Source organism: Pseudomonas sp. IT-P294 (genome assembly GCF_949767865.1).
GTDB lineage: Bacteria > Pseudomonadota > Gammaproteobacteria > Pseudomonadales > Pseudomonadaceae > Aquipseudomonas.
In genome coordinates, this window is the sequence record NZ_CATKQW010000033.1 from 26,458 (window position 1) to 45,637 (window position 19,180).

Sequence of the window (19,180 nt, forward strand, 5' to 3'; positions counted from 1 at the left end):
CGTCCCATTGGAACGCGGAGCGTCCCTTGAGGCATTCCCACGCGGAGCGTGGGAACGATCATCAGCGCGTTCTCTATCTCGATCAGTTAAGAGGTGACTCCGGGCACCAACGGTAATTCCAGGCTGGCGATAAACCCGCCATCCGGGTGGTTGGCCAGCACCAGGGCCCCGCCATGTCGTTCTGCCGCTCGGCGCGCAATCGCCAATCCCAGGCCATGTCCGGGCGCTGTTTGCCCGGGTGCCCGGTAGAACGGTTCGCCCAACTGACTCAAGTGGCCGGCATCGACTCCCGGCCCATGGTCACGCACGCTGACCACGATCCGTTCGCCCTGACGCACCGCCTGCATTTCAATCGCCTGCCCCACCGGGTTGAATCGCTGAGCATTGCGCAGCAGGTTATCCACGGCGCGTTCGATCATCGTCGGCCAACCCTTGAGGTTCAGCTGCGGTTCGGCCTCGAGGTGTACGTTCTGCTCCGGCGAACCCAGCTGAGCATCCTTTTGCAGGGTGTTGAGCAGCGCATTGAGATCAACGTCTTCGGCGCTCGCGTTGTCGGCATCGACTCGCGCCAACACCAGGATTTCACTGATCAACGCTTCCAGCCGATCACACTCGCGCGTCAGGCGCGGCGCAAGCTTTTCCCGTTCCTCGGGCGTTGCCCGTTCGGCCAGCGCCAGCGCAATACGCAGTCGGGCGAGAGGGGAGCGCAATTCGTGGGACACGTCGCGCAGCAATTGCCGCTGGCTGCCGATCAGACTTTGCAGGCGTGCACCCATGCGGTTGAAATCGTTGGCCAGCACGCCGAATTCATCGCGGCGATTGGCCAGTTTCACCAGGCTGTTCTGCTGATAGGTGGTTTGCCCCAGATCATGCACCGCGCCGCGCAAGCGACTCAGCGGTCGCGTGATGGACAATGTGACGAAGAGGCTGAAAAGGGTCAGCACCACCAGGGCAATACCCAATGCGCTCAACGGCCAGAGCAGGCTTTCGCGGTGCCAGGCGTCCAGTTCCGGGTGTGGAATGCGGTAGATCAGCAGGTAGGTTTCGCCGGTTTTGTCGCTGGTGTATTCCGCGGTCAGACGCCGCCACGGCAGGCGCCTATCGTCATTGTTCTGCCGTGCTTCGAAGGCGGCCGCACGACGGGGGAACGTGCCGCGCACCACTGGGTCGCCGCTCTCGTTGAGCACTTGAACGTCGATGTGATATTGGCGTTTGCGCTGTTCCAGAATGTCCTGGGCCGCTTCCTCGCCCTGGGATTCATAGGTTTGCGTCCACTGTTCAGCCAAGTTGTTCAAGCCCGGATGGCGACTGAGTATCCACGCATCCTGGTTAAGCATGTGCCCCAGCAAAATGGACAGCCCTGCAACCAGAGCGATGGCCAGCCAGAAGCTGGCCAGAATACGCCAGAACAATGAGCGCACAGGAAATCCTCGAACAATCACAAATCAGTGTGGGAGTGAGCCTGCTCGCGATAGCGGTGTGCCAGACAAGCATTTATTGACTGGTGCACCGCTATCGCGAGCAGGCTCACTCCCACAATGAACTGATTAGAAACAGACCCGACGGGTTTAGTCGTCGGGTCCGGGGTTAGCGCATTATTGCGCTTTTGGCTGTTGCTGCTGTTGCTGCGCTTTCCAGGCCTTGAACTCAGCCCATTCGGCGCGACGTTCAGCCTGTTTTTTCTGGATCTCGTCGAATTTCTTCTGTTGATCCGGTTTCAGCAGGGCACGTACATCTGCTTCGGCTTTCTTGTGGTTGGCGGCCATTTCGTCTTTCATGGCTTTCTGGTCGGCTGGCGAGAGTTTTTCCAGGTATTTGTCGACCAGTTGCTTACGCTCGTGCATCTGCTCGCCCATGATCTTGCGGATCTGGTCGCGCTGTTCACGGCTCAGGTCGAGCTGGCTGTATGGGCCTTTGCCGTGCATGCCGTGCATCTGACCGCCGTGGTGCGAACCGTCCATCGGGCCACCCATCGGGCCGGTACCTTCAGGCGCAGCCATGGCAATGGTCGGCAGGGCGGCAGCGAACATCAGAGCGATAAGAGTCTTGCGCATGGTGTATCTCCTTGTCTCGTTCCCGGTACGTTCCGGATGAGTACAGATTACGAGGATCAAGGTAAGCGGCGGTCAGCGGAGCGTAAAGCTTGGGTAAAGACGATTTTGTGCTGACCTGACAAATCTTACAGGCTGTAGTAATAACCGCGACTACGCAGGGCAACGATGCGCGGACGGCCGTCGGGGTGTGGGCCGATCTTTTTACGCAGGTTGCTGACGTGCATGTCCAGGCTGCGGTCGTACAGGGTCAGTTTGCGGCCGAGGGCGATTTGCGCCAGTTCCTGCTTGTCCAGCGGCTCGCCAGGTTGCTTGAGCAGGGCTTCGAGCAGGCGGCTTTCGGAAACGGTGAGGGTGAATTCCTGTTCGTCGATGCTGACCACACCGCGCACCGGGCTGAAACACAGGTCGCCCAGTTCGAGCTGGCTCGACACGGCCGCCGGATGACTGCGGCGCAATACCGCGCGCAGACGGGCTGTCAGTTCCCGCGGGTCGCACGGCTTGGCCAGGTAATCGTCGGCGCCCAGTTCCAGGCCGAGGATGCGATCCAGTGGTTCGCCACGGGCCGAGAGCATCAGCACCGGCAAGTCGGGATGATCGCTGCGCAATTGCTTGAGCAGCTCCAGGCCACTGCCATCGGGCAGCATCACGTCCAGCACCACGGCTGCCGGAGACGTTTCGGCCAGCGCACGGCGGGCACTATGGCCGTCGTGACAGGCACGGACCTGAAAGCCTTCCTGGCTCAGCCAACTGCTCAGGAGCTCACACAGCTCCTGGTCATCATCAATTAATAACAGCTCGCTCATGACTCACTCAATTTAGCCATTGCCTACGTTTTCTTGTGGCACCGCTGGCGAAGATACCGCAGAGCAGTGCCAAAAGCGCAACTGCGGCGCCAATGACGAACCACTGCTGTTGATCGGTCAGCAGGCGTGGAAGCGGATTGCTGGCCTGGGTTTCCTTGAGTTGCAGCTTGAGGCGCTGATTCTCTTGGCGCAACCGGGCCAGTTGAGCGCTTTCACGCTCAGTATCGGTACTTTGCAGTTGTTTGCTCAGTTCTTCTCGTTGCTGTTCGCTAGCTTTCAAGCGTTGTTGCAACTCGGCGATCTGGCTGCCGGCGCTCAATGACAACGGCGTCGAACCGGCGCCCTCGGCGCGTTCCTCACCATGGACAGGGGCCACAATCGACAACGTCACCAACATCAGACACAACGGACCTTTGCGCATCGCCACTCCTGATTCCAATACGAGTATTGGGCAGGTTGTCGGCCGTCAGACGAGAATAATGAGCGTTGAGAGCGCGATGAACCGACAAGGTTCACCGCGAGACAGGACTTTATGGCAGGACTTGCTTGAACGGCTTGACCGAAACGTTGGCGTAGACGCCTGCGGCGACGTAAGGATCGGCATCGGCCCAGGCTTGTGCCGCGCTCAGGGAATCGAACTCGGCGACGATCAGGCTGCCGGTGAAACCCGCAGCGCCCGGATCATTGCTGTCGACCGCCGGGTGCGGACCGGCCAACACGATACGCCCTTCGCCCTTGAGCAGTTGCAAGCGCTCAAGGTGTGCAGGCCGTGCGGCCAGGCGGGCTTGGAGGGAGTCGGCAACGTCTGTGGCAATGATTGCGTAAAGCATGTCAGTCCTCGGTTTTTGGCGTTGTGGTATCGGCGTCATGGAGGTGGCGGGACAGGTAAATGCCCTGGCCGACCAGGAACAGCAACGTCATGCCCAGGCTGCCGAAGACCTTGAAGTCGACCCAGTAGCTCTGGAACGTGAACGCGACGAACAGGTTGGCGGCACCGCAAAACAGGAAAAACCCGATCCAGGCGATGTTCAGACGCGTCCAGATCGGGTCCGGCAGCGTCAGTGCGTGGCCCATGATGCGCTTGATCAGCAGTTGGTCGCCGATGAAGTGGCTGCCAATGAAGGCCAGGGCGAACAGCCAGTTGACCACCGGCGCTTTCCATTTAAGGAAGGTCTCGCTGTGGAACGCTAATGTCAGGCTACCGAACACCAGGCAGGCGATGAGGGTCAGCCACTGGCTCTTCTCCAGCTTGCGCTGTTTGATGAACAGCGCGCCGTAAACCACCAGGGAACTGATGATCAGCATCGCGGTGGCGCTGTAAATACCGCCTACAGTCACTTCATGGCCGGCGACGTCGACGACCCGTGGATCGATCTTGAAGACGATGAAAAACAGCAGAAGCGGGATGAAATCGATGAATTGTTTCACAGTGGCAGCCAGAAGCAGGATGTGGCGGCATAATAACAAACATATGGGCGCGCGATAGCGCCAGCTGATTTGAGGTAACACATCCCCGTGAATGTCGATTTGCACTGCCATAGCACCGCTTCCGATGGCGCACTCGCGCCGGCAGTTCTGGTTGCGCGTGCGTACGAGAAAGGCGTGCGAGTCCTGGCCTTGACCGATCACGACACCCTGGAAGGCCTCGATGAGGCCCGCACCGCTGCGTCCGAACTGGGAATGCAACTGGTCAATGGCGTCGAATTATCCTGCACTTGGGGCGGCGCGACCATTCATGTGCTGGGCTACGGGTTTGATGTCAATGCCGCCCCGTTGGTCGAGGCCATCGCCAAATTGCACGATGGCCGCTGGCTAAGGTCCGAAGAAATAAGCCGCAAACTGGCGCTGAAAGGCATGCCGGGAGCGCTGGACGGTGCCCGGGCCATGCAACAAGAGCTGGGTGACAGCGGCAATGCGCCGGCCCGTCCGCACTTCGCCGACTGGATGGTGCGTGAAGGTTTCGTCAAGGATCGCGCCGAAGCGTTCCGCAAATGGCTGGGCGCCGGCAAGCTGGGCGACGTCAAGCAACACTGGCCGACCCTGGAAGACACGGTCGAAACCCTGAGAGCCGCACAAGCCTGGGTCAGCCTGGCGCATCCGTGGCACTACGATTTCACTCGCAGCAAGCGTCGTCGGCTGATTTCTGACTATATTCAAGCTGGGGGCCACGCTATCGAAGTGGTCAATGGCCATCAGCCCGCCGAACAAGTGGGCAGCCTGGCGATTCTCGCCCGTGAATTCGGTCTGCTGGTCAGCGCCGGCAGTGATTTTCATGGCCCTGGAGGCTGGTCCGAGATCGGTGAATATCGCCCGCTCCCGGAGGATCTGCCACCACTGTGGTGTCGATTCAAACATGACCCAATTATTGCCGTCGTCTGAACAGGTAGAGAATGTGAGTCAATTTTTCCAGATTCATCCGGAAAACCCGCAAGCGCGCCTGATCAAGCAGGCTGTCGAGATCATCCGCAAAGGCGGGGTGGTGATTTATCCCACAGACTCGTCCTACGCAATCGGTTGCCAGATCGGCGACAAGAACGCCGTGGAGCGCGTGCGCCGGTTGCGCGGGCTGGACGACAAGCACAACTTCGCGCTGATTTGCAGCGACCTGTCGCAGTTGGGGCTGTTCGCCAAGATCGACACCGGCCTGTTTCGCTTGCTCAAGGCGCACCTGCCGGGACCGTACACCTTCATTCTGAACGCCACCCGCGAAGTCCCGCGGCTGTTGCTGCATCCGAAAAAACGCACCATCGGCCTGCGGGTGCCAAGCCATCCGATAGCCTTGGCGCTGCTTGAAGAACTCGGTGAGCCGCTGATGAGCGTGACCCTGATCCTGCCCGGCGAAACCGATCCGATGACCGATCCTTACGAAATGCGCCAGGTGCTCGAGCATCAGGTCGATCTGATCATCGATGGCGGTTTCGGCGGGATCAAGGCGTCCACCGTGATCAACCTCGCTGACGGCGAGCCGGAAGTGATCCGCGTGGGTTGCGGCGACCCGGCGCCGTTCATGGCCGAGGCGTAGATGTCCGCAGTAGAACCCGTTGACAGTCAGGCTGGCGCGCAGCAAGAGCTACCCTTCGCCATGGTCTATGGCCAGGCGGTCATGGAAATGCCGCTGGACCTGTACATCCCGCCGGACGCACTCGAGGTTTTTCTCGAAGCCTTCGAAGGTCCCCTCGACCTGCTGCTGTACCTGATCCGCAAACAGAACATCAACATCCTCGACATCCCGGTAGCGGAAATCACCCGTCAATACATGGGGTATGTCGAGTTGATGCAATCGGTGCGCCTGGAGCTGGCCGCCGAGTACCTGGTGATGGCCGCGATGCTGGCCGAGATCAAGTCGCGGATGTTGCTGCCGCGTGCCGAAACCATCGAAGACGAAGAAGACGACCCGCGCGCGGAGCTGATCCGGCGCTTGCAGGAGTACGAACGCTTCAAGGCCGCTGCCGAAGGCATCGACGGCCTGAGTCGGGTCGGGCGTGACGTGGTCGTGCCCAAGCTCGATGCCCCCGAAGCCCGGGCGCGCAAGCTGTTGCCGGACGTGCGCCTGTCAGAGCTGTTGTTGTCCATGGCCGAAGTCCTGCGCCGTGGCGACATGTTCGAAAGTCACCAGGTCAGCCGCGAGGCGCTGTCCACCCGCGAGCGCATGAGCGACGTGCTGGACCGGCTCAAGGGCGGCGGTTTTGTGCCTTTTGTCGAGCTGTTCACCGCTGAAGAAGGACGCCTGGGGGTCGTGGTGACCTTTATGGCGATCCTCGAACTGGTCAAGGAATCTTTGGTCGAGCTGGTGCAGAATGAGCCGTTCGCGGCGATCCACGTGCGAGCCCGAGCCGAATAACGAGTTGAATCATGAACCTGACTGAACCCCGCGAGCTGGCGCCACTGCTTGAAGCCTTTCTGTTGGCCTCGGGAAAACCGCAATCGCTGGAACGCCTCTTCGAACTCTTCGAAGAGGGCGAGCGACCGGAGCCGCCGGTCTTCAAGAAAGCCCTGACGATTCTGGCCAAGTCCTGCGACGGTCGCGCCTTCGAGCTGAAGGAAGTGGCCTCCGGCTATCGCCTGCAGATTCGCGAAAAGTTTTCGCCGTGGGTCGGACGACTGTGGGAAGAACGCCCGCAGCGTTATTCGCGCGCCATGCTCGAAACCATCGCCCTGATCGCCTATCGCCAGCCGATCACCCGGGGCGAGATCGAAGACGTGCGGGGCGTGGCGGTCAACAGTCACATCGTCAAGACCCTGCTGGAACGCGAGTGGATTCGCATCGTCGGTTACCGTGACGTGCCCGGCAAACCGGCGATGTTCGCCACCACCAAGGCTTTTCTCGATCACTTCAACCTGAAAAACCTCGACGATTTGCCGCCACTGGCTGACTTGCGTGAGCTGGAACCTGATCCGGTGCTCGACTTCGACGACGCGCCAGTCCCGGCCAGCTTGCAGGAACTGGCCGACGCCAGTGCAGAGCCGGAAGAGCCCAAGGAGGAGACCAGTTTCCATACGCTGTTGCTGGAACTGGACACCATGGAGGAGGGGCTCAAGACCGACTTCGACGACATTTTGCGTGATGGCGCGTTGACTGAGACTGAAGAAGTTCTGGAGCAGCCGGAGCCGGAAATTGAAGTTGAACTTCATCCTGAGCCTGAAGCCACAATCGAAGAAGATCAGGAAGAAGAGCTGGAAGACGACGTTCTCGGTGTCGCCCAAGCGCGAGAGAAACTCCTGGCGGCCGTCGCTGCACTTGAGCAACACAAACCCGAGCCCGAGCCCGAACTGAGCGACGAAGAAGCCGAAGCCCGCGCCTTGGCCGAAGCAATCGAAGCCGAACGCCGCGAATTCGACGACTGACGCCTACCCCAAGAAAGATGCCATCCCTGTGGGAGCGGGCTTGCCCGCGATTGCGGTGGGTCAGGCAACAATGATGTCGACTGACACTCGCCCATCGCGGGCAAGCCCGCTCCTACAGGGTTTAGTGTTGACTGGAATATTTGATGAGTTCAACCAAAGACCCTTGCATCAGCCTCTGCAAATTCACCGACGACATCTGCCTCGGCTGTGGCCGCAGCAAGCGTGAGATCAGGGCCTGGAAGAAACTCGACAAGACCGACAAACACACAGTCCTCGCCGAAGCCTCCCTGCGACTGATCAAACTCGGCGCCACCGGTCGGCGGAAAAACAAGTAACTCTCCATTCCTCAGCTAGTCTCTGATGCGCGAACGCTCCCATGAGCGTATGATTCGCGACCCCCGAGCGATCCCTTCGCCCAGGACTCAGTTTTACATCGCTTCAGGCAAGGCCTGAACAGACCACACCGGGAGGTGCCCAGATGAGTATCAACGACCAGAAAGACGACCAGGAAATCGGCCCCGCAGGCGAAAAGCTGCAGAAAGTCCTCGCCCGTATCGGCGTCGGCTCGCGCCGTGACGTAGAAGCCTGGATCAGTCATGGCCGCATCAAGGTCAACGGCAAAGACGCCACGCTTGGCCTGCGCGTTGACCTGCACGACGCCATCACCATTGATGGCAAGGTGATCAAGCGCGAAGAAGCCGCCGAGTCGGTACGCCGCGTGATCATGTACAACAAGCCCGACGGTGAAATCTGCACCCGTGACGACCCGGAAGGCCGTCCGACCGTGTTCGACAAAATGCCGAAACCGAAAGAAGGTCGCTGGATCAATATCGGTCGCCTGGACATCAACACCACCGGTCTGCTGATGTTCACCACCGACGGTGAGCTGGCTAACCGCCTGATGCACCCGTCCTACGAAATGGACCGTGAATACGCGGTGCGTGTGCGTGGCGAAGTCGATGACGAGATGATCGAGCGTCTGAAAGCAGGCGTCGTCCTCGAAGACGGCCCGGCCAAGTTCACCGACATCAAGCAGGCTCCGGGCGGCGAAGGTTTCAACCACTGGTATCACTGCGTGGTGATGGAAGGTCGCAACCGCGAAGTTCGTCGCCTGTGGGAATCCCAGGGCTTGGTGGTCAGCCGTCTGAAGCGCGTGCGTTTCGGTCCGGTGTTCCTCAACTCCGACCTGCCGATGGGTCGCTGGCGCGAAATGAGCCAGTACGAAGTCGACATTCTGAGTGCTGAAGTGGGCCTGACCCCAGTGGCCATGCCGCAGATGAACGCCAAGAGCAAAGACAAGCTTGAGCGTATGCAGCGCAAATCGTCCCGTCCGGTCGGCAAGACCGAACGCGTGCGTACGTTGCGCCCAGCGGCTGGCGCCCCGGCTGCCGGTCCACGTTCTCCACGTGAGCCGAAGATTGAAGGCGAGCGTCCGGCCCGCAAGCCAGTGGCACCGCGTGCCGATGGCGAGCGCGGTCCACGCACGCCGCGTCCGGCCAATGGTCGCACTGAACGTGGCGAAGGCCGCGGTGCGCCAAGCGGTGGTCGCAGTGATCGCGGTGCTCCAGCAGGTCGCGGTACGCCTGTGGCAGAGCGTCCTTCGGACACCAAGCGCCCGGCCAAGCCAGCGCCGAAGAAACGCCCAGGCATCGTTCTGGTCGACAAGGACGCGCCATCGGGCAAGCGTCGCGGTGCGCCAGCCGGTTCGGGCCAGCGCCCGGGCTTTGGTCGCCGCAAGCCTGAGTAATCGGTAAACGTCACATAAAAAACGCCAACCTTCGGGTTGGCGTTTTTTTTGTCTGTCTTTAAGTAAGGTGGTGACTGTTCGGGCCTCATCGCGAGCAAGCTCGCTCCCACAGTGGATCGCATTTCCATGAGACAACGCGGTCACCTGTGGGAGCGAGCTTGCTCGCGATGAGGCCCGTAGTAGCACCACCTGCTTTGTGGCTAAAACACAAATCGTCCATCAAACACTGGCTCATCATCCAGCGCCAACACGCCGCTGGAAAAAATCAGGTCCAGATGATGACTGCCCTTGGCCCCGCCACCCAACCCCAGATGCAACCCGCAATGTCGCTCCTCAAACCCGGCGTTGCGCGCGTAGAGCGCCTTCACGCCTTCGTTGGTACCAATCCCCAGCTCCTCGATCCGCCGATTCGATGGGTTGGCTTGCAGGTATTTGTTGAAGTCATGTTCCAGCCCCGGCACGTCCGTGGCGATCTTGCTGATGGTCGAGTTCTCGATCCACAACTCCAGCGGCGAATCCAATACGCCGTATTTGCGGGCAAAGGGAATGGTGCTGAGGAACGTCCCCATAAACTTTACCCGGCCATTAATGGCTTCGCTGTGCGTTGCGATTTCACCGGGGGCCAGGTCAAAGTTGCCGACGCCGTTGATGTCGGTCCACTTCTTGATGCTGCTCAGCGGTGTTTCAAACCACGAGCCACGATCATCTTTGAAACTTAGGGTGGTCGCCTGCGACATGCGCTGGATCAAATGGCTGTTCAACCCGGCAATACGTTGCGGCGTGACACTGAAGGTGTCGTAGAAGTAATCGCCGTAATCCTTGAACAGCAGCGACTTCTTCCAGTTCTCGGCCATTACGCCTTGCAGCGCGCGGACAAACTCCGGGCCTTCTGGCCGTGGATTGGGCAGGGTGGAAGAGTCATAGAAGAAAATGTACAGGTCGCTGTCGACAATCGCCTGGGTGAGCCTTTCTGTCGGTTCGAGGTCCAGTCGCAGGGTGCTGAAACGGAAGGGCTGGCTGCCAGTGGCCTGTTCGGCGATGGCGCCGGTCAGCGCCTCGTAATCAGCCGTATGGCCCAGCAAGACCTTCGCCGGATGAAGGCCGGCGACGGCAGGGTGATGTTCGAGGTAGTAAAGGAAATGCGAAATGGCGCGTTGCTTATCCATGTAGTCCTCCCTGACAAACCGAGAAAAGTGGCGGGCACAACCGGCCGGATTATGCCCGCCAGAATGGCTTACAAAGGCCACATCGCCGTGCCGAACGGAACAACCGCATCGGCTTGCATCATTTCAACGGCGGCTTCATGGGTCGGTGCTTCAAACCAATCGTCCAGTTGCAGTTCAGTGTCCAAGTCTTTTTCAAGTGCTTGCATTGTGAATCTCCTAGATGACTTTTCGGTAAGTGCAACGGCGCATTTTTCAGTCATTGAATAACGCGCCAACTTGCCGGTTGATGCGTCTCGGCAAGTCGCTGAAAACCTAGTTCAGGGTTTTTTAAATTGCAAAAAAATAATTAAATAAGATTTATTTGAACTTTTTATTCTGTTTTTAAACGACGGATTTATTAATAAAAAACAAAAAACTAACTCGACCTTTTCCGTAGGAAGCGTCCTACCGTCAATTTGCAGTCGTCCTGCGTAGAGATCTGGTCTGGAATTTTTACGTTACGGGTTGTAAAGAAAAGCTGACGAAAATGCCCTTCAAACCCCTTGGATTGACGCGCACGGCAAGCTTGTAAGGAAAACCTGCCGCCCTGACACCGTTGAACCCGAAGGCAGGGCTCTGGCTGGCTTGTTTCAGGCGCGCTGGAAGGGTGAGATGCGCCCCATGCCTGTCGTGCAGGTGCATAACAAGAAGGAGGCGCAATGAACGCCGTGACGCATTTTCATCTCTCCCCGTGGGGCGATTTTATCGTTGCTCCCGTCGATGACCCGCAAAGGTCAGACCTTATGTATGCAGCCGCCCGAGAACCTCGGGGCGGACACAGGCAATCCCGGCAAATGACACGCTGATCCAGTGGTGTCTGGCAGCAGGGGGTTACAGGTGTACAATGCGCCGCGTTTTACCTGTGACCTCCTGCGCAAATGCGCAAATTTCGAGGCTATCCGCCTTGTTCACTCCGTCGCGTCACGAGCGTGTCGGGTTCGATTTCGTCACAGATAAAAACAAACAGGTGACGCATGACCTTAGTAAATACGCTGAACTCCTGGTGCTTGCGCTGGGGTTTGATCGGCGCTGCTTGAAAGTGCAACTGAGCAGCAACGTCGACTGAACATCATCAAACCTTGCGTGAGACCCTTTTCATGAGTGGACAAAACTCGCATTCAGGCGAGCTGAAACGCGGCCTGAAAAATCGCCATATTCAACTGATCGCCCTTGGTGGCGCGATCGGTACGGGGTTGTTCCTCGGCTCGGCTGGCGTACTCAAATCCGCCGGCCCGTCGATGATCCTCGGCTATGCCATCTGCGGCTTCATCGCGTTCATGATCATGCGCCAGCTCGGCGAAATGATCGTCGAAGAGCCCGTGGCCGGTTCCTTCAGCCACTTTGCGCACAAATACTGGGGTGGTTTCGCCGGCTTCCTGTCGGGCTGGAACTGCTGGATCCTGTACATTCTGGTGGGCATGTCGGAGCTGACTGCGGTCGGCAAATACATCCACTACTGGGCGCCGGACATCCCGACCTGGGTCTCCGCAGCCGGCTTCTTCGTCTTGATCAACCTGATCAACCTGGCCAACGTCAAAGTCTTTGGCGAGGCCGAGTTCTGGTTTGCGATCATCAAGGTCGTGGCGATTGTCGGCATGATTGCGTTGGGCAGCTACTTGCTGGTCAGCGGCCATGGCGGCCCGCAAGCCTCGGTGAGTAACCTGTGGTCCCACGGCGGCTTCTTCCCGAACGGCGTCAGCGGTCTGGTGATGGCGATGGCGATCATCATGTTCTCCTTCGGTGGCTTGGAAATGCTCGGTTTCACCGCCGCCGAAGCCGACAAACCGAAAACCGTGATCCCCAAAGCCATCAACCAGGTGATCTACCGGATCCTGATTTTCTACATCGGTGCGCTGGTCATTCTGCTGTCGCTGACCCCTTGGGACAGCCTGCTGGCTACCTTGAACGCGTCTGGCGATTCCTACAGCGGCAGCCCGTTCGTTCAGGTGTTCTCGATGCTCGGCAGCAACACCGCCGCGCACATCCTCAACTTCGTGGTGCTGACCGCGGCGTTATCGGTCTACAACAGCGGCACCTACTGCAACAGCCGCATGCTGCTGGGCATGGCCGAGCAGGGCGATGCGCCCAAAGTCTTGTCGAAAATCGACAAGCGCGGTGTGCCGGTGCGTTCGATCCTCGCGTCGGCGGCGGTAACGCTGATTGCGGTGTTGCTCAACTACCTGATTCCGCAAAACGCGCTTGAACTGTTGATGTCGCTGGTGGTTGCGACCCTGGTGATCAACTGGGCGATGATCAGCTTCTCGCACTTCAAGTTCCGCCAGCACATGAACAAGACGAAGCAGACGCCGCTGTTCAAGGCCCTGTGGTACCCGTACGGGAACTACATCTGCCTGGCGTTCGTGGTGTTCATTCTCGGCGTGATGCTGCTGATCCCTGGGATTCAGATCTCGGTGTACGCGATCCCGGTGTGGGTGGCGTTCATGTGGGTTTGCTACGGCATCAAGAACAAGCGCAGTGCGCAACATGCGCTGCACGCGGCAAACGCGAAGTAAGCGCGGCACATAGAAACAACAAACCCGGCCATGTGCCGGGTTTGTTGTTTTCGGGCTTCACACACGCCCCCTTTAGGAGTGAGCCTGCTCGCGATAGCGGTGTGTCAGTCAACATCTTTGTTGCATGACACACCGCTATCGCGAGCAGGCTCACTCCCACAGGGATCGCATTCGTTCAGTCCATTCGCGGTATCCTGCGCTTTCTGAATACGGACGCTTTTCCATGCTGGTGATTTCCAACAATGTGCATCTGCCGGATGCCGAGATCGAGTTGACGGCCATTCGCGCCCAGGGCGCCGGTGGGCAGAACGTCAATAAGGTCTCCAGCGCCATGCACTTGCGCTTCGACATTGCGGCATCTTCCTTGCCCGAGTTCTACAAGGAGCGGTTGCTGGCGCTGCGTGACAGTCGCATCACCAGTGACGGGGTGTTGATCATCAAGGCCCAGCAATACCGCACGCAGGAGGCCAATCGCGCGGATGCGCTGGAGCGGCTGGTCGAGTTGATTCTCAGCGCGACCAAGGTCGAAAAGAAACGTCGTCCGACCAAGCCGACCCTCGGTTCGAAGAAGCGTCGGCTCGAATCCAAGACCAAGCGCGGCAGCATCAAGGCCGGGCGCGGCAAGGTGGATTTCTAGCGGGCGTCGCGTTCTTCCCGATACTTTGGCGCCTGCCGGTACAAGTACACGCTGAGCGCCAATCCGCTCAACGCAGCGAACGCGGCGAACAGGAAGATCGAGGCAAAACCAAAGCCTGCGGCAATCGCACCGGCCAGCGGTCCGGTGATCCCCAGCGACAAATCGATGAACAACGAATAGGCACCGACCGCTGCGCCACGGCTGGAGGCGGGCACCAGGTTGACCGCTTCAACTCCCAGCGCCGGAAACACCAGCGAGAAGCCGAAACCGCTCAATGCCGCGCCGGCCAGCGCCCAATGCGCATCCGGTGCGAGCCACAACAGCAGCAAGCCCAGGGTTTCCACCGACAGACAGGCAATTGCCACGCGAAAGCCGCCGAGGCGGTTGATCAGGTTGCCGAACAGCAGCCGCGCGCCAATGAAACTGGCGCCGAACAGGCTCAAGCACAGCACGGCGTTGTTCCAGTGTTGCGTGGCGTAATACAAGGTGATGAAAGTGGCGATGGTGCCGAAACCAATCGACCCCAGTGCCAGGCCGCAACCGTGTGGCAGTACGCGGCCGAGCACGTGCATGAACGGCAGCCGTTCGCCGACCACAATCGGCGCGGCGGTTTTCGGCCAGGCCAGCACCAGACCGAGAATGGCCAGCAGCACAATGCTCACCCCCATGCTCCACAAGCCCAACTGACTGACCAACAACACCCCCAGCGGCGCGCCGACCGCGAGTGCGCCGTAGCTGGCGATACCGTTCCAGGAAATCACCTTGGCGGTGTTCGCCGCACCGACCCGGCCAATCCCCCAGCCAATCGAACCGGAACCCACCAGGCTTTCAGCGCTGCCGAGCACCAGTCGGCCGATCAACAGGCTGATCAGGCTCAGCATCGGCAAACTCTGAGTCCAAGCCGAGATCAGCATGAACACACCGCTCAAGCCGCAGCCGGCGAGGCCGTACATTACCGCCAGCTTGCTGCCTTTGTTGTCGATGATTTTCCCGGCGTAAGGCCGGCTCAGCAGGGTGGCCAGGTATTGCACGCTGATCACCAGCCCTGCGATCACGGCGCCAAAGCCCAGGTCGCTGTGGACGTAGCCGGGCAATACGGCCAGGGGAATGCCGATATTGAGGTAGCCGATGAAGGTGAACAGGACGATGGAAACGACTTGCAGCGTGACCGCCAGGGGGCGCTGGTTTTCAGACATGGGTAAAGGTCCACGGGAAAGCAGGATAGATAGGCTGCTTATGATACCGGCGCGGGCGGCCGAGGGGCGTGGAAAAAGTAAAACTATTTGCCGGGTGGCATAAGTCAGGGTTTGGCGGGGGCGACCAGTTGTGTCGTGACCAGGGCGGCCAAGGCGTTTTCTTCGCTGCCGAAACGGGCGAGCAGCGCGGCTTGTTTCTCGGGGGAAAGGCGATTCCAGATCTCGATCATTTTCTCGGCGGTGCCGATCAGGACGCTGGCTTGGGTTTCAGTGAAATCATCGCTCATGGTGTCGAACTCGCGGTTCAGGCGGTGTGGAAAGCGCATGTTAGCGCTTTCCACACGGTCTGGCATTGCGGGTGTTTCAGTCTTCGCTGTCAGCCTGGCGGCGTTCAGTGGCTTCTTTCGGCTCGGGCTGTTGGGCACCGGCTTGTTGCGTGGTTGTCTGCTCAGTTTCGTGCAGGCTTGGGAAGGGGAGATTAGGGATCTCGTGCATGTTTCGCGCTCCTCGCAAAGTCTGTTGATAGATCTGGTAGATCCGCGCTTTTACAAAGCTTGGGCAGGATACAGCAGGAGAAATGACAAATAGACTTATATATCCATTTGTTTCGACGGATGGAGTTGTCTAGACAGGTCTACAGCAGTGACGCAAAAACAATGTGGGAGCGAGCTTGCTCGCGATAGCGGTGTGTCAGTCAATGATGATGTCGACTGACACTGCGCATTCGCGAGCGGGCTCTCTCTCCCATTTCGTTATTTGCAGACTAGGAAAATGGCGTGATCCAGCCGGTATTACTCAGTCGGTACCAGGTTATCCAGCACCTGATTAACCGCCAACTCTCCCAACATGACGATCTGGGCGATCCCTAACAGCGTTTTGCGATGGGTGCCTTCGAGCAGGGCGGCGAAGTCGTTGAGCATGACGTTGGCTGAGCCGAGGGTCTCGCTGGCGTCGACCAGCAGGGATTCGTTGCTGGACTTCGGATTGGTCATGTAGAGGCGATTGGGGCAATAGGGGGCCGCCATGATTCGGGCGGTTGGTGGACCCAGATAATAGTCGAGGGCGCGCTCGGCGGCTTCGTTGAATTTTTTCGAATCAGGGCATTCGTAGGGAGATGCTGGATCGGTGATGGAGGCCGGTTCGATGACTGGCGGGTTTGGCGTTACCTTGAACATGGGTGACTAACCTCTGATGAGGCTGCGACCCTCTCGCCGCTAAGCAAGGGGTGGCAGCTGTGCGCAAGTTAGCGGACCGGTAGTCACCTAAAACCCGGTGCACCCGAAGGTGCCATGCGCACAGCCACCATCAAGTGCAGGCGAGTGCCTGACTGGATTCGACATGTGCAACCGTAGACGACTAGCCGAGCCGCTAAGCTCGATCACTGGAATCAGTGACGCAATCAAATTACCCAGCAAGCACCAGGCGCACAAGCCAGCGGATTCTGGCGTAGCCGTAGGCAACGGCGCAAGGTTTTGTAGCCCTTGGGACGTATCACGACGTGTCGATAAACAGCCGTGGCTGATCGTGTTTATTGGATTTGGATTTTTTTGAGAAAGGTCTTACGTAGTCGGGAGCGATTTCAGCGATTGGCTTGTTGGAAGCGCCAACACAAAACAAATGTGGGAGTGAGCCTGCTCGCGATAGCGGTGAGTCAGTCGATACATCTGTCGACTGACTCACCGCTATCGCGAGCAGGCTCGCTCCCACAGGGTAAGTGCAATGGCTTGGGTTACTTGCAGACTTCGGCGATTGCCTCGGCCAGCAGATCCAGGCGGGTTGCATCGATTCCGGCGACGTTGGCCCGGCCGGTGCCAACCATATAAACGCTGTGGTGATCACGCAGCTGTTTGACCTGCGCCGGCGACAAGCCAGTGTAGGAAAACATCCCGCGCTGCACGCCCATGTGCGCAAAGCGCTCACGCAAGCCGTGCGGTTCAAGCGCTTCCAGCAGACCGCTGCGCAATTGGGCGATGCGCAAGCGCATGGTTTCCACTTCGTCGGCCCAGAGGCTTTTCAGCTCCGGATCGCCAAGGATGGTCGCGACCACAGCGGCGCCGTGATCCGGTGGCGTCGACCACAGGTTGCGGGCGATGTTGGCCAACTGGCTGCGGATATCCACCAATTTCTCAGCAGTTTTCGCACAGACAATCAGCGCACCGGTGCGGTCGCGGTACAAGCCGAAGTTCTTCGAGCAGGAACTGGTGATCAGCACTTCCGGCAACGCGTCGGCGAACAGACGGGTCGACCAGGCATCCTGTTCCAGGCCATCGCCGAAGCCTTGGTAAGCGAAGTCGATCAGCGGCACCAGGTCGCGGCTGCGCACCACGTCCAGCACACGGCGCCAGTCGTCATGGGACAGGTCGAAACCGGTCGGGTTGTGGCAGCAGGCGTGCAGCAGCACCACATCGCCCTTCGGCGCTTCGTTGAGAACGGCCAGCATGGCGTCGACATCGAGGCGGTTATCGCTGCCGACGTACGGGTAATGACTGACCTTGACCCCGGCTGCCGCGAAAATGGTTTCGTGGATCGGCCAGGTCGGGTTGCTCAGCCACACGCCACGGCCGGGCAGGCATTGGGCAATGAAGTCCGCACTCAGACGCAGCGCGCCGGTGCCCCCCGGTGTCTGGGTGGCGCCAACGCGTTGTTCGGCGATCAGCGGCGAATCGGTGCCGAGCACCAGTTCAATGATCGCTTTGCCGAAGGCGGGCTCACCGTGGCCGCCGATGTAGGTCTTGGTGGTCTGGCGATCCACCAGGCGCTGCTCGGCGAGCTTCACGGACTGGGGAATCGGGGTCAGGCCCTGGGCGTCTTTATAGACACCCACGCCAAGGTCGAATTTGCGCGGATTAGGGTCCTGCGCATAGGCCTCCATCAGGCCGAGAATCGGGTCGCCGGGCACTCGACCTATGGCGTCAAAATGCATTATTTGCGGCCCTCGGCGTCTTTGGCCACTTCGTCAGTGCGCGCGGCCATGATGAAATCGTTGCGGTGCAGACCTTTGATGGAGTGGCTCCACCAGGTCACGGTGACTTTGCCCCACTCGGTCAGCAGGCCAGGGTGGTGACCTTCGGCCTCGGAGATTTCGCCGACCGCGTTGGTGAACGCCAGCGCATGTTTGAAGTTCTTGAACAGGAAGATTTTTTCCAGCTGCATGACGCCGTCGCGAACTTCGATGTTCCAGTCGGGGATCTGCTTGATCAGCACCGGCAATTCTTCGTCGCTGACCTGAGGGGCATCGGCGCGGCAGGCTTCGCAGTGGGCTTGGTTCAAAGTGGACATGATGAGATTCCTGAAATCTGATTATTGGAATTCGGCCGTCAGTACCCCCACGCTAAACCAAAGCGTCGGGTCCTGACAGACTCACTTGATTCTAAAAGCTGCGGATCAAGCAGCTTTGGGTGGAAATTTGGGGGTGTGCAAGCCCAACTGCATGCCTTGCTTGACCATGCCCATGATGTCTTCATGGGCCAGATCGAACAGGCGCTTGAGGTTCGGCAAGACAAAGTACAGCGGTTGCAGAATGTCGATGCGATACGGCGTACGCATGCATTCCAGCGGATCGAAGGCTTGATGTTCAGGCTCGTCCGACAGGCAGTAAACGGTTTCTTTCGGCGAAGAAAGAATGCCGCCGCCGTAGATGCGCAAGCCTTGCTCGGTATCAACCAGGCCGAACTCGATGGTCATCCAATACAGGCGCGCCAGATACACGCGTTCTTCCTTGGAAGCCTGTAGGCCGAGTTTGCCGTAGGTGTGGGTAAATTCGGCGAACCAGGGGTTGGTCAGCAGCGGACAGTGGCCAAAGATCTCGTGGAAAATGTCCGGCTCTTGCAGGTAGTCCAGCTCTTCACGGGTGCGGATAAACGTCGCCACCGGAAACTGCTTGTTGGCCAGTAATTCGAAGAAGGTCTGGAAGGGGATCAGCGCCGGCACACGGGCAACTTGCCACCCGGTGGTTTCGCCGAGGACTTTGTTGATCTCGCCAAGTTGCGGAATGCGGTCGTGGGGCAGACCGAGTTTTTCGATACCGTCCAGGTATTCCTGGCACGCACGACCCTCGATCACTTTCAGTTGACGAGTGATCAGCGTGTTCCACACCGCATGTTCTTCGGCGGGGTAGTCGATAAAACCTTGCGCATCGGGCTCGCGAGCCACGTATTGCGTCTGCTTCATGCTGCTCTCC

The 19,180-nt window shown here is 59.1% G+C and carries 23 protein-coding genes; 8 read left to right on the forward strand and 15 right to left on the reverse strand.

Going from position 1 to position 19,180, the window contains the following annotated elements:
* Nucleotides 1-86 precede the first annotated feature (86 nt).
* The 6 genes from ACM6I0_RS19080 to ACM6I0_RS19105 form a co-directional block, all read right to left on the reverse strand.
* Complete coding sequence (locus tag ACM6I0_RS19080) at nt 87-1,421, reverse strand: sensor histidine kinase (RefSeq protein ID WP_285434555.1); 1,335 nt, start codon at nt 1,419-1,421, stop codon at nt 87-89.
* Nucleotides 1,422-1,595: 174 nt separating this feature from the next.
* The gene (locus ACM6I0_RS19085) at nt 1,596-2,054 is read right to left on the reverse strand and encodes a Spy/CpxP family protein refolding chaperone (protein WP_285434554.1); all 459 of its coding nucleotides are present in this window, start codon (nt 2,052-2,054) and stop codon (nt 1,596-1,598) included.
* Between the two features lie 125 nt (nt 2,055-2,179).
* A complete protein-coding gene (locus ACM6I0_RS19090; protein ID WP_414923018.1) occupies nt 2,180-2,857 on the reverse strand; it encodes a response regulator transcription factor in 678 nt (225 codons plus the stop codon).
* 7 nt (nt 2,858-2,864) lie between these two features.
* Entirely contained in the window at nt 2,865-3,278 is a 414-nt protein-coding gene (locus tag ACM6I0_RS19095) for a translation initiation factor 2 (RefSeq protein WP_285434552.1), read from the reverse strand.
* A gap of 109 nt (nt 3,279-3,387) precedes the next feature.
* The gene (locus ACM6I0_RS19100; protein ID WP_414923019.1) at nt 3,388-3,687 is read right to left on the reverse strand and encodes a YciI family protein; all 300 of its coding nucleotides are present in this window, start codon (nt 3,685-3,687) and stop codon (nt 3,388-3,390) included.
* Between the two features lies 1 nt (nt 3,688).
* Entirely contained in the window at nt 3,689-4,285 is a 597-nt protein-coding gene (locus tag ACM6I0_RS19105; protein ID WP_090181450.1) for a septation protein A, read from the reverse strand.
* 87 nt (nt 4,286-4,372) lie between these two features.
* Between ACM6I0_RS19105 and ACM6I0_RS19110 the strand changes: the two genes are divergently transcribed.
* The 6 genes from ACM6I0_RS19110 to rluB all read left to right on the forward strand — a co-directional run bounded on the left by ACM6I0_RS19110 (nt 4,373) and on the right by rluB (nt 9,449).
* Entirely contained in the window at nt 4,373-5,236 is an 864-nt protein-coding gene (locus tag ACM6I0_RS19110; protein ID WP_222585199.1) for a PHP domain-containing protein, read from the forward strand.
* Nucleotides 5,237-5,249: 13 nt separating this feature from the next.
* Complete coding sequence (locus tag ACM6I0_RS19115; RefSeq protein WP_285434549.1) at nt 5,250-5,879, forward strand: L-threonylcarbamoyladenylate synthase; 630 nt, start codon at nt 5,250-5,252, stop codon at nt 5,877-5,879.
* 60 nt (nt 5,880-5,939) lie between these two features.
* Nucleotides 5,940-6,698, forward strand: coding sequence for a segregation and condensation protein A (locus ACM6I0_RS19120; protein WP_197678948.1), 759 nt, complete (start codon nt 5,940-5,942; stop codon nt 6,696-6,698).
* A gap of 11 nt (nt 6,699-6,709) precedes the next feature.
* The gene (gene scpB, locus ACM6I0_RS19125; protein WP_414923020.1) at nt 6,710-7,702 is read left to right on the forward strand and encodes an SMC-Scp complex subunit ScpB; all 993 of its coding nucleotides are present in this window, start codon (nt 6,710-6,712) and stop codon (nt 7,700-7,702) included.
* Between the two features lie 143 nt (nt 7,703-7,845).
* Entirely contained in the window at nt 7,846-8,037 is a 192-nt protein-coding gene (locus ACM6I0_RS19130; RefSeq protein WP_414923021.1) for a DUF1289 domain-containing protein, read from the forward strand.
* A gap of 143 nt (nt 8,038-8,180) precedes the next feature.
* Nucleotides 8,181-9,449, forward strand: a complete 1,269-nt coding sequence (gene rluB, locus ACM6I0_RS19135) for a 23S rRNA pseudouridine(2605) synthase RluB (protein WP_285434545.1) — start codon at nt 8,181-8,183, stop codon at nt 9,447-9,449.
* Between the two features lie 200 nt (nt 9,450-9,649).
* Here the strand turns inward: rluB and ACM6I0_RS19140 are convergent, their stop codons facing one another.
* Both ACM6I0_RS19140 and ACM6I0_RS19145 read right to left on the reverse strand, forming a co-directional pair.
* Nucleotides 9,650-10,615, reverse strand: coding sequence for a leucyl aminopeptidase (locus ACM6I0_RS19140; protein WP_414923022.1), 966 nt, complete (start codon nt 10,613-10,615; stop codon nt 9,650-9,652).
* 68 nt (nt 10,616-10,683) lie between these two features.
* Nucleotides 10,684-10,821 carry a hypothetical protein gene (locus ACM6I0_RS19145; RefSeq protein ID WP_167360483.1) on the reverse strand — a complete coding sequence of 46 codons (138 nt, stop codon included), beginning with the start codon at nt 10,819-10,821 and terminating at the stop codon, nt 10,684-10,686.
* A gap of 930 nt (nt 10,822-11,751) precedes the next feature.
* Between ACM6I0_RS19145 and ACM6I0_RS19150 the strand changes: the two genes are divergently transcribed.
* Both ACM6I0_RS19150 and arfB read left to right on the forward strand, forming a co-directional pair.
* Entirely contained in the window at nt 11,752-13,167 is a 1,416-nt protein-coding gene (locus tag ACM6I0_RS19150; RefSeq protein WP_414923023.1) for an amino acid permease, read from the forward strand.
* Between the two features lie 223 nt (nt 13,168-13,390).
* Nucleotides 13,391-13,804 carry an alternative ribosome rescue aminoacyl-tRNA hydrolase ArfB gene (gene arfB, locus ACM6I0_RS19155; protein ID WP_090181465.1) on the forward strand — a complete coding sequence of 138 codons (414 nt, stop codon included), beginning with the start codon at nt 13,391-13,393 and terminating at the stop codon, nt 13,802-13,804.
* Here arfB and ACM6I0_RS19160 read toward each other — a convergent pair.
* The 7 genes from ACM6I0_RS19160 to phhA form a co-directional block, all read right to left on the reverse strand.
* A complete protein-coding gene (locus ACM6I0_RS19160; RefSeq protein ID WP_414923024.1) occupies nt 13,801-15,000 on the reverse strand; it encodes an MFS transporter in 1,200 nt (399 codons plus the stop codon). The two genes, arfB and ACM6I0_RS19160, sit on opposite strands and share 4 nt — an antisense overlap.
* A 104-nt stretch (nt 15,001-15,104) precedes the next feature.
* Complete coding sequence (locus ACM6I0_RS19165) at nt 15,105-15,287, reverse strand: hypothetical protein (protein WP_285434584.1); 183 nt, start codon at nt 15,285-15,287, stop codon at nt 15,105-15,107.
* 76 nt (nt 15,288-15,363) lie between these two features.
* On the reverse strand, nt 15,364-15,495 hold the full coding sequence (locus tag ACM6I0_RS19170; protein ID WP_010461912.1) for a hypothetical protein: 132 nt from the start codon (nt 15,493-15,495) through the stop codon (nt 15,364-15,366).
* 296 nt (nt 15,496-15,791) lie between these two features.
* Nucleotides 15,792-16,175: a DUF6124 family protein gene (locus tag ACM6I0_RS19175; RefSeq protein ID WP_414923025.1), complete on the reverse strand. Its 384-nt coding sequence runs from the start codon at nt 16,173-16,175 to the stop codon at nt 15,792-15,794.
* A 554-nt stretch (nt 16,176-16,729) separates the two neighbouring features.
* Complete coding sequence (locus tag ACM6I0_RS19180) at nt 16,730-17,923, reverse strand: amino acid aminotransferase (protein ID WP_414923026.1); 1,194 nt, start codon at nt 17,921-17,923, stop codon at nt 16,730-16,732.
* Nucleotides 17,923-18,279, reverse strand: a complete 357-nt coding sequence (locus ACM6I0_RS19185) for a 4a-hydroxytetrahydrobiopterin dehydratase (RefSeq protein WP_064679132.1) — start codon at nt 18,277-18,279, stop codon at nt 17,923-17,925. The genes ACM6I0_RS19180 and ACM6I0_RS19185 overlap by 1 nt, the downstream gene beginning before the upstream one ends.
* 105 nt (nt 18,280-18,384) lie before the next feature.
* Entirely contained in the window at nt 18,385-19,170 is a 786-nt protein-coding gene (gene phhA / locus ACM6I0_RS19190) for a phenylalanine 4-monooxygenase (protein WP_222585208.1), read from the reverse strand.
* Nucleotides 19,171-19,180 lie beyond the last annotated feature (10 nt).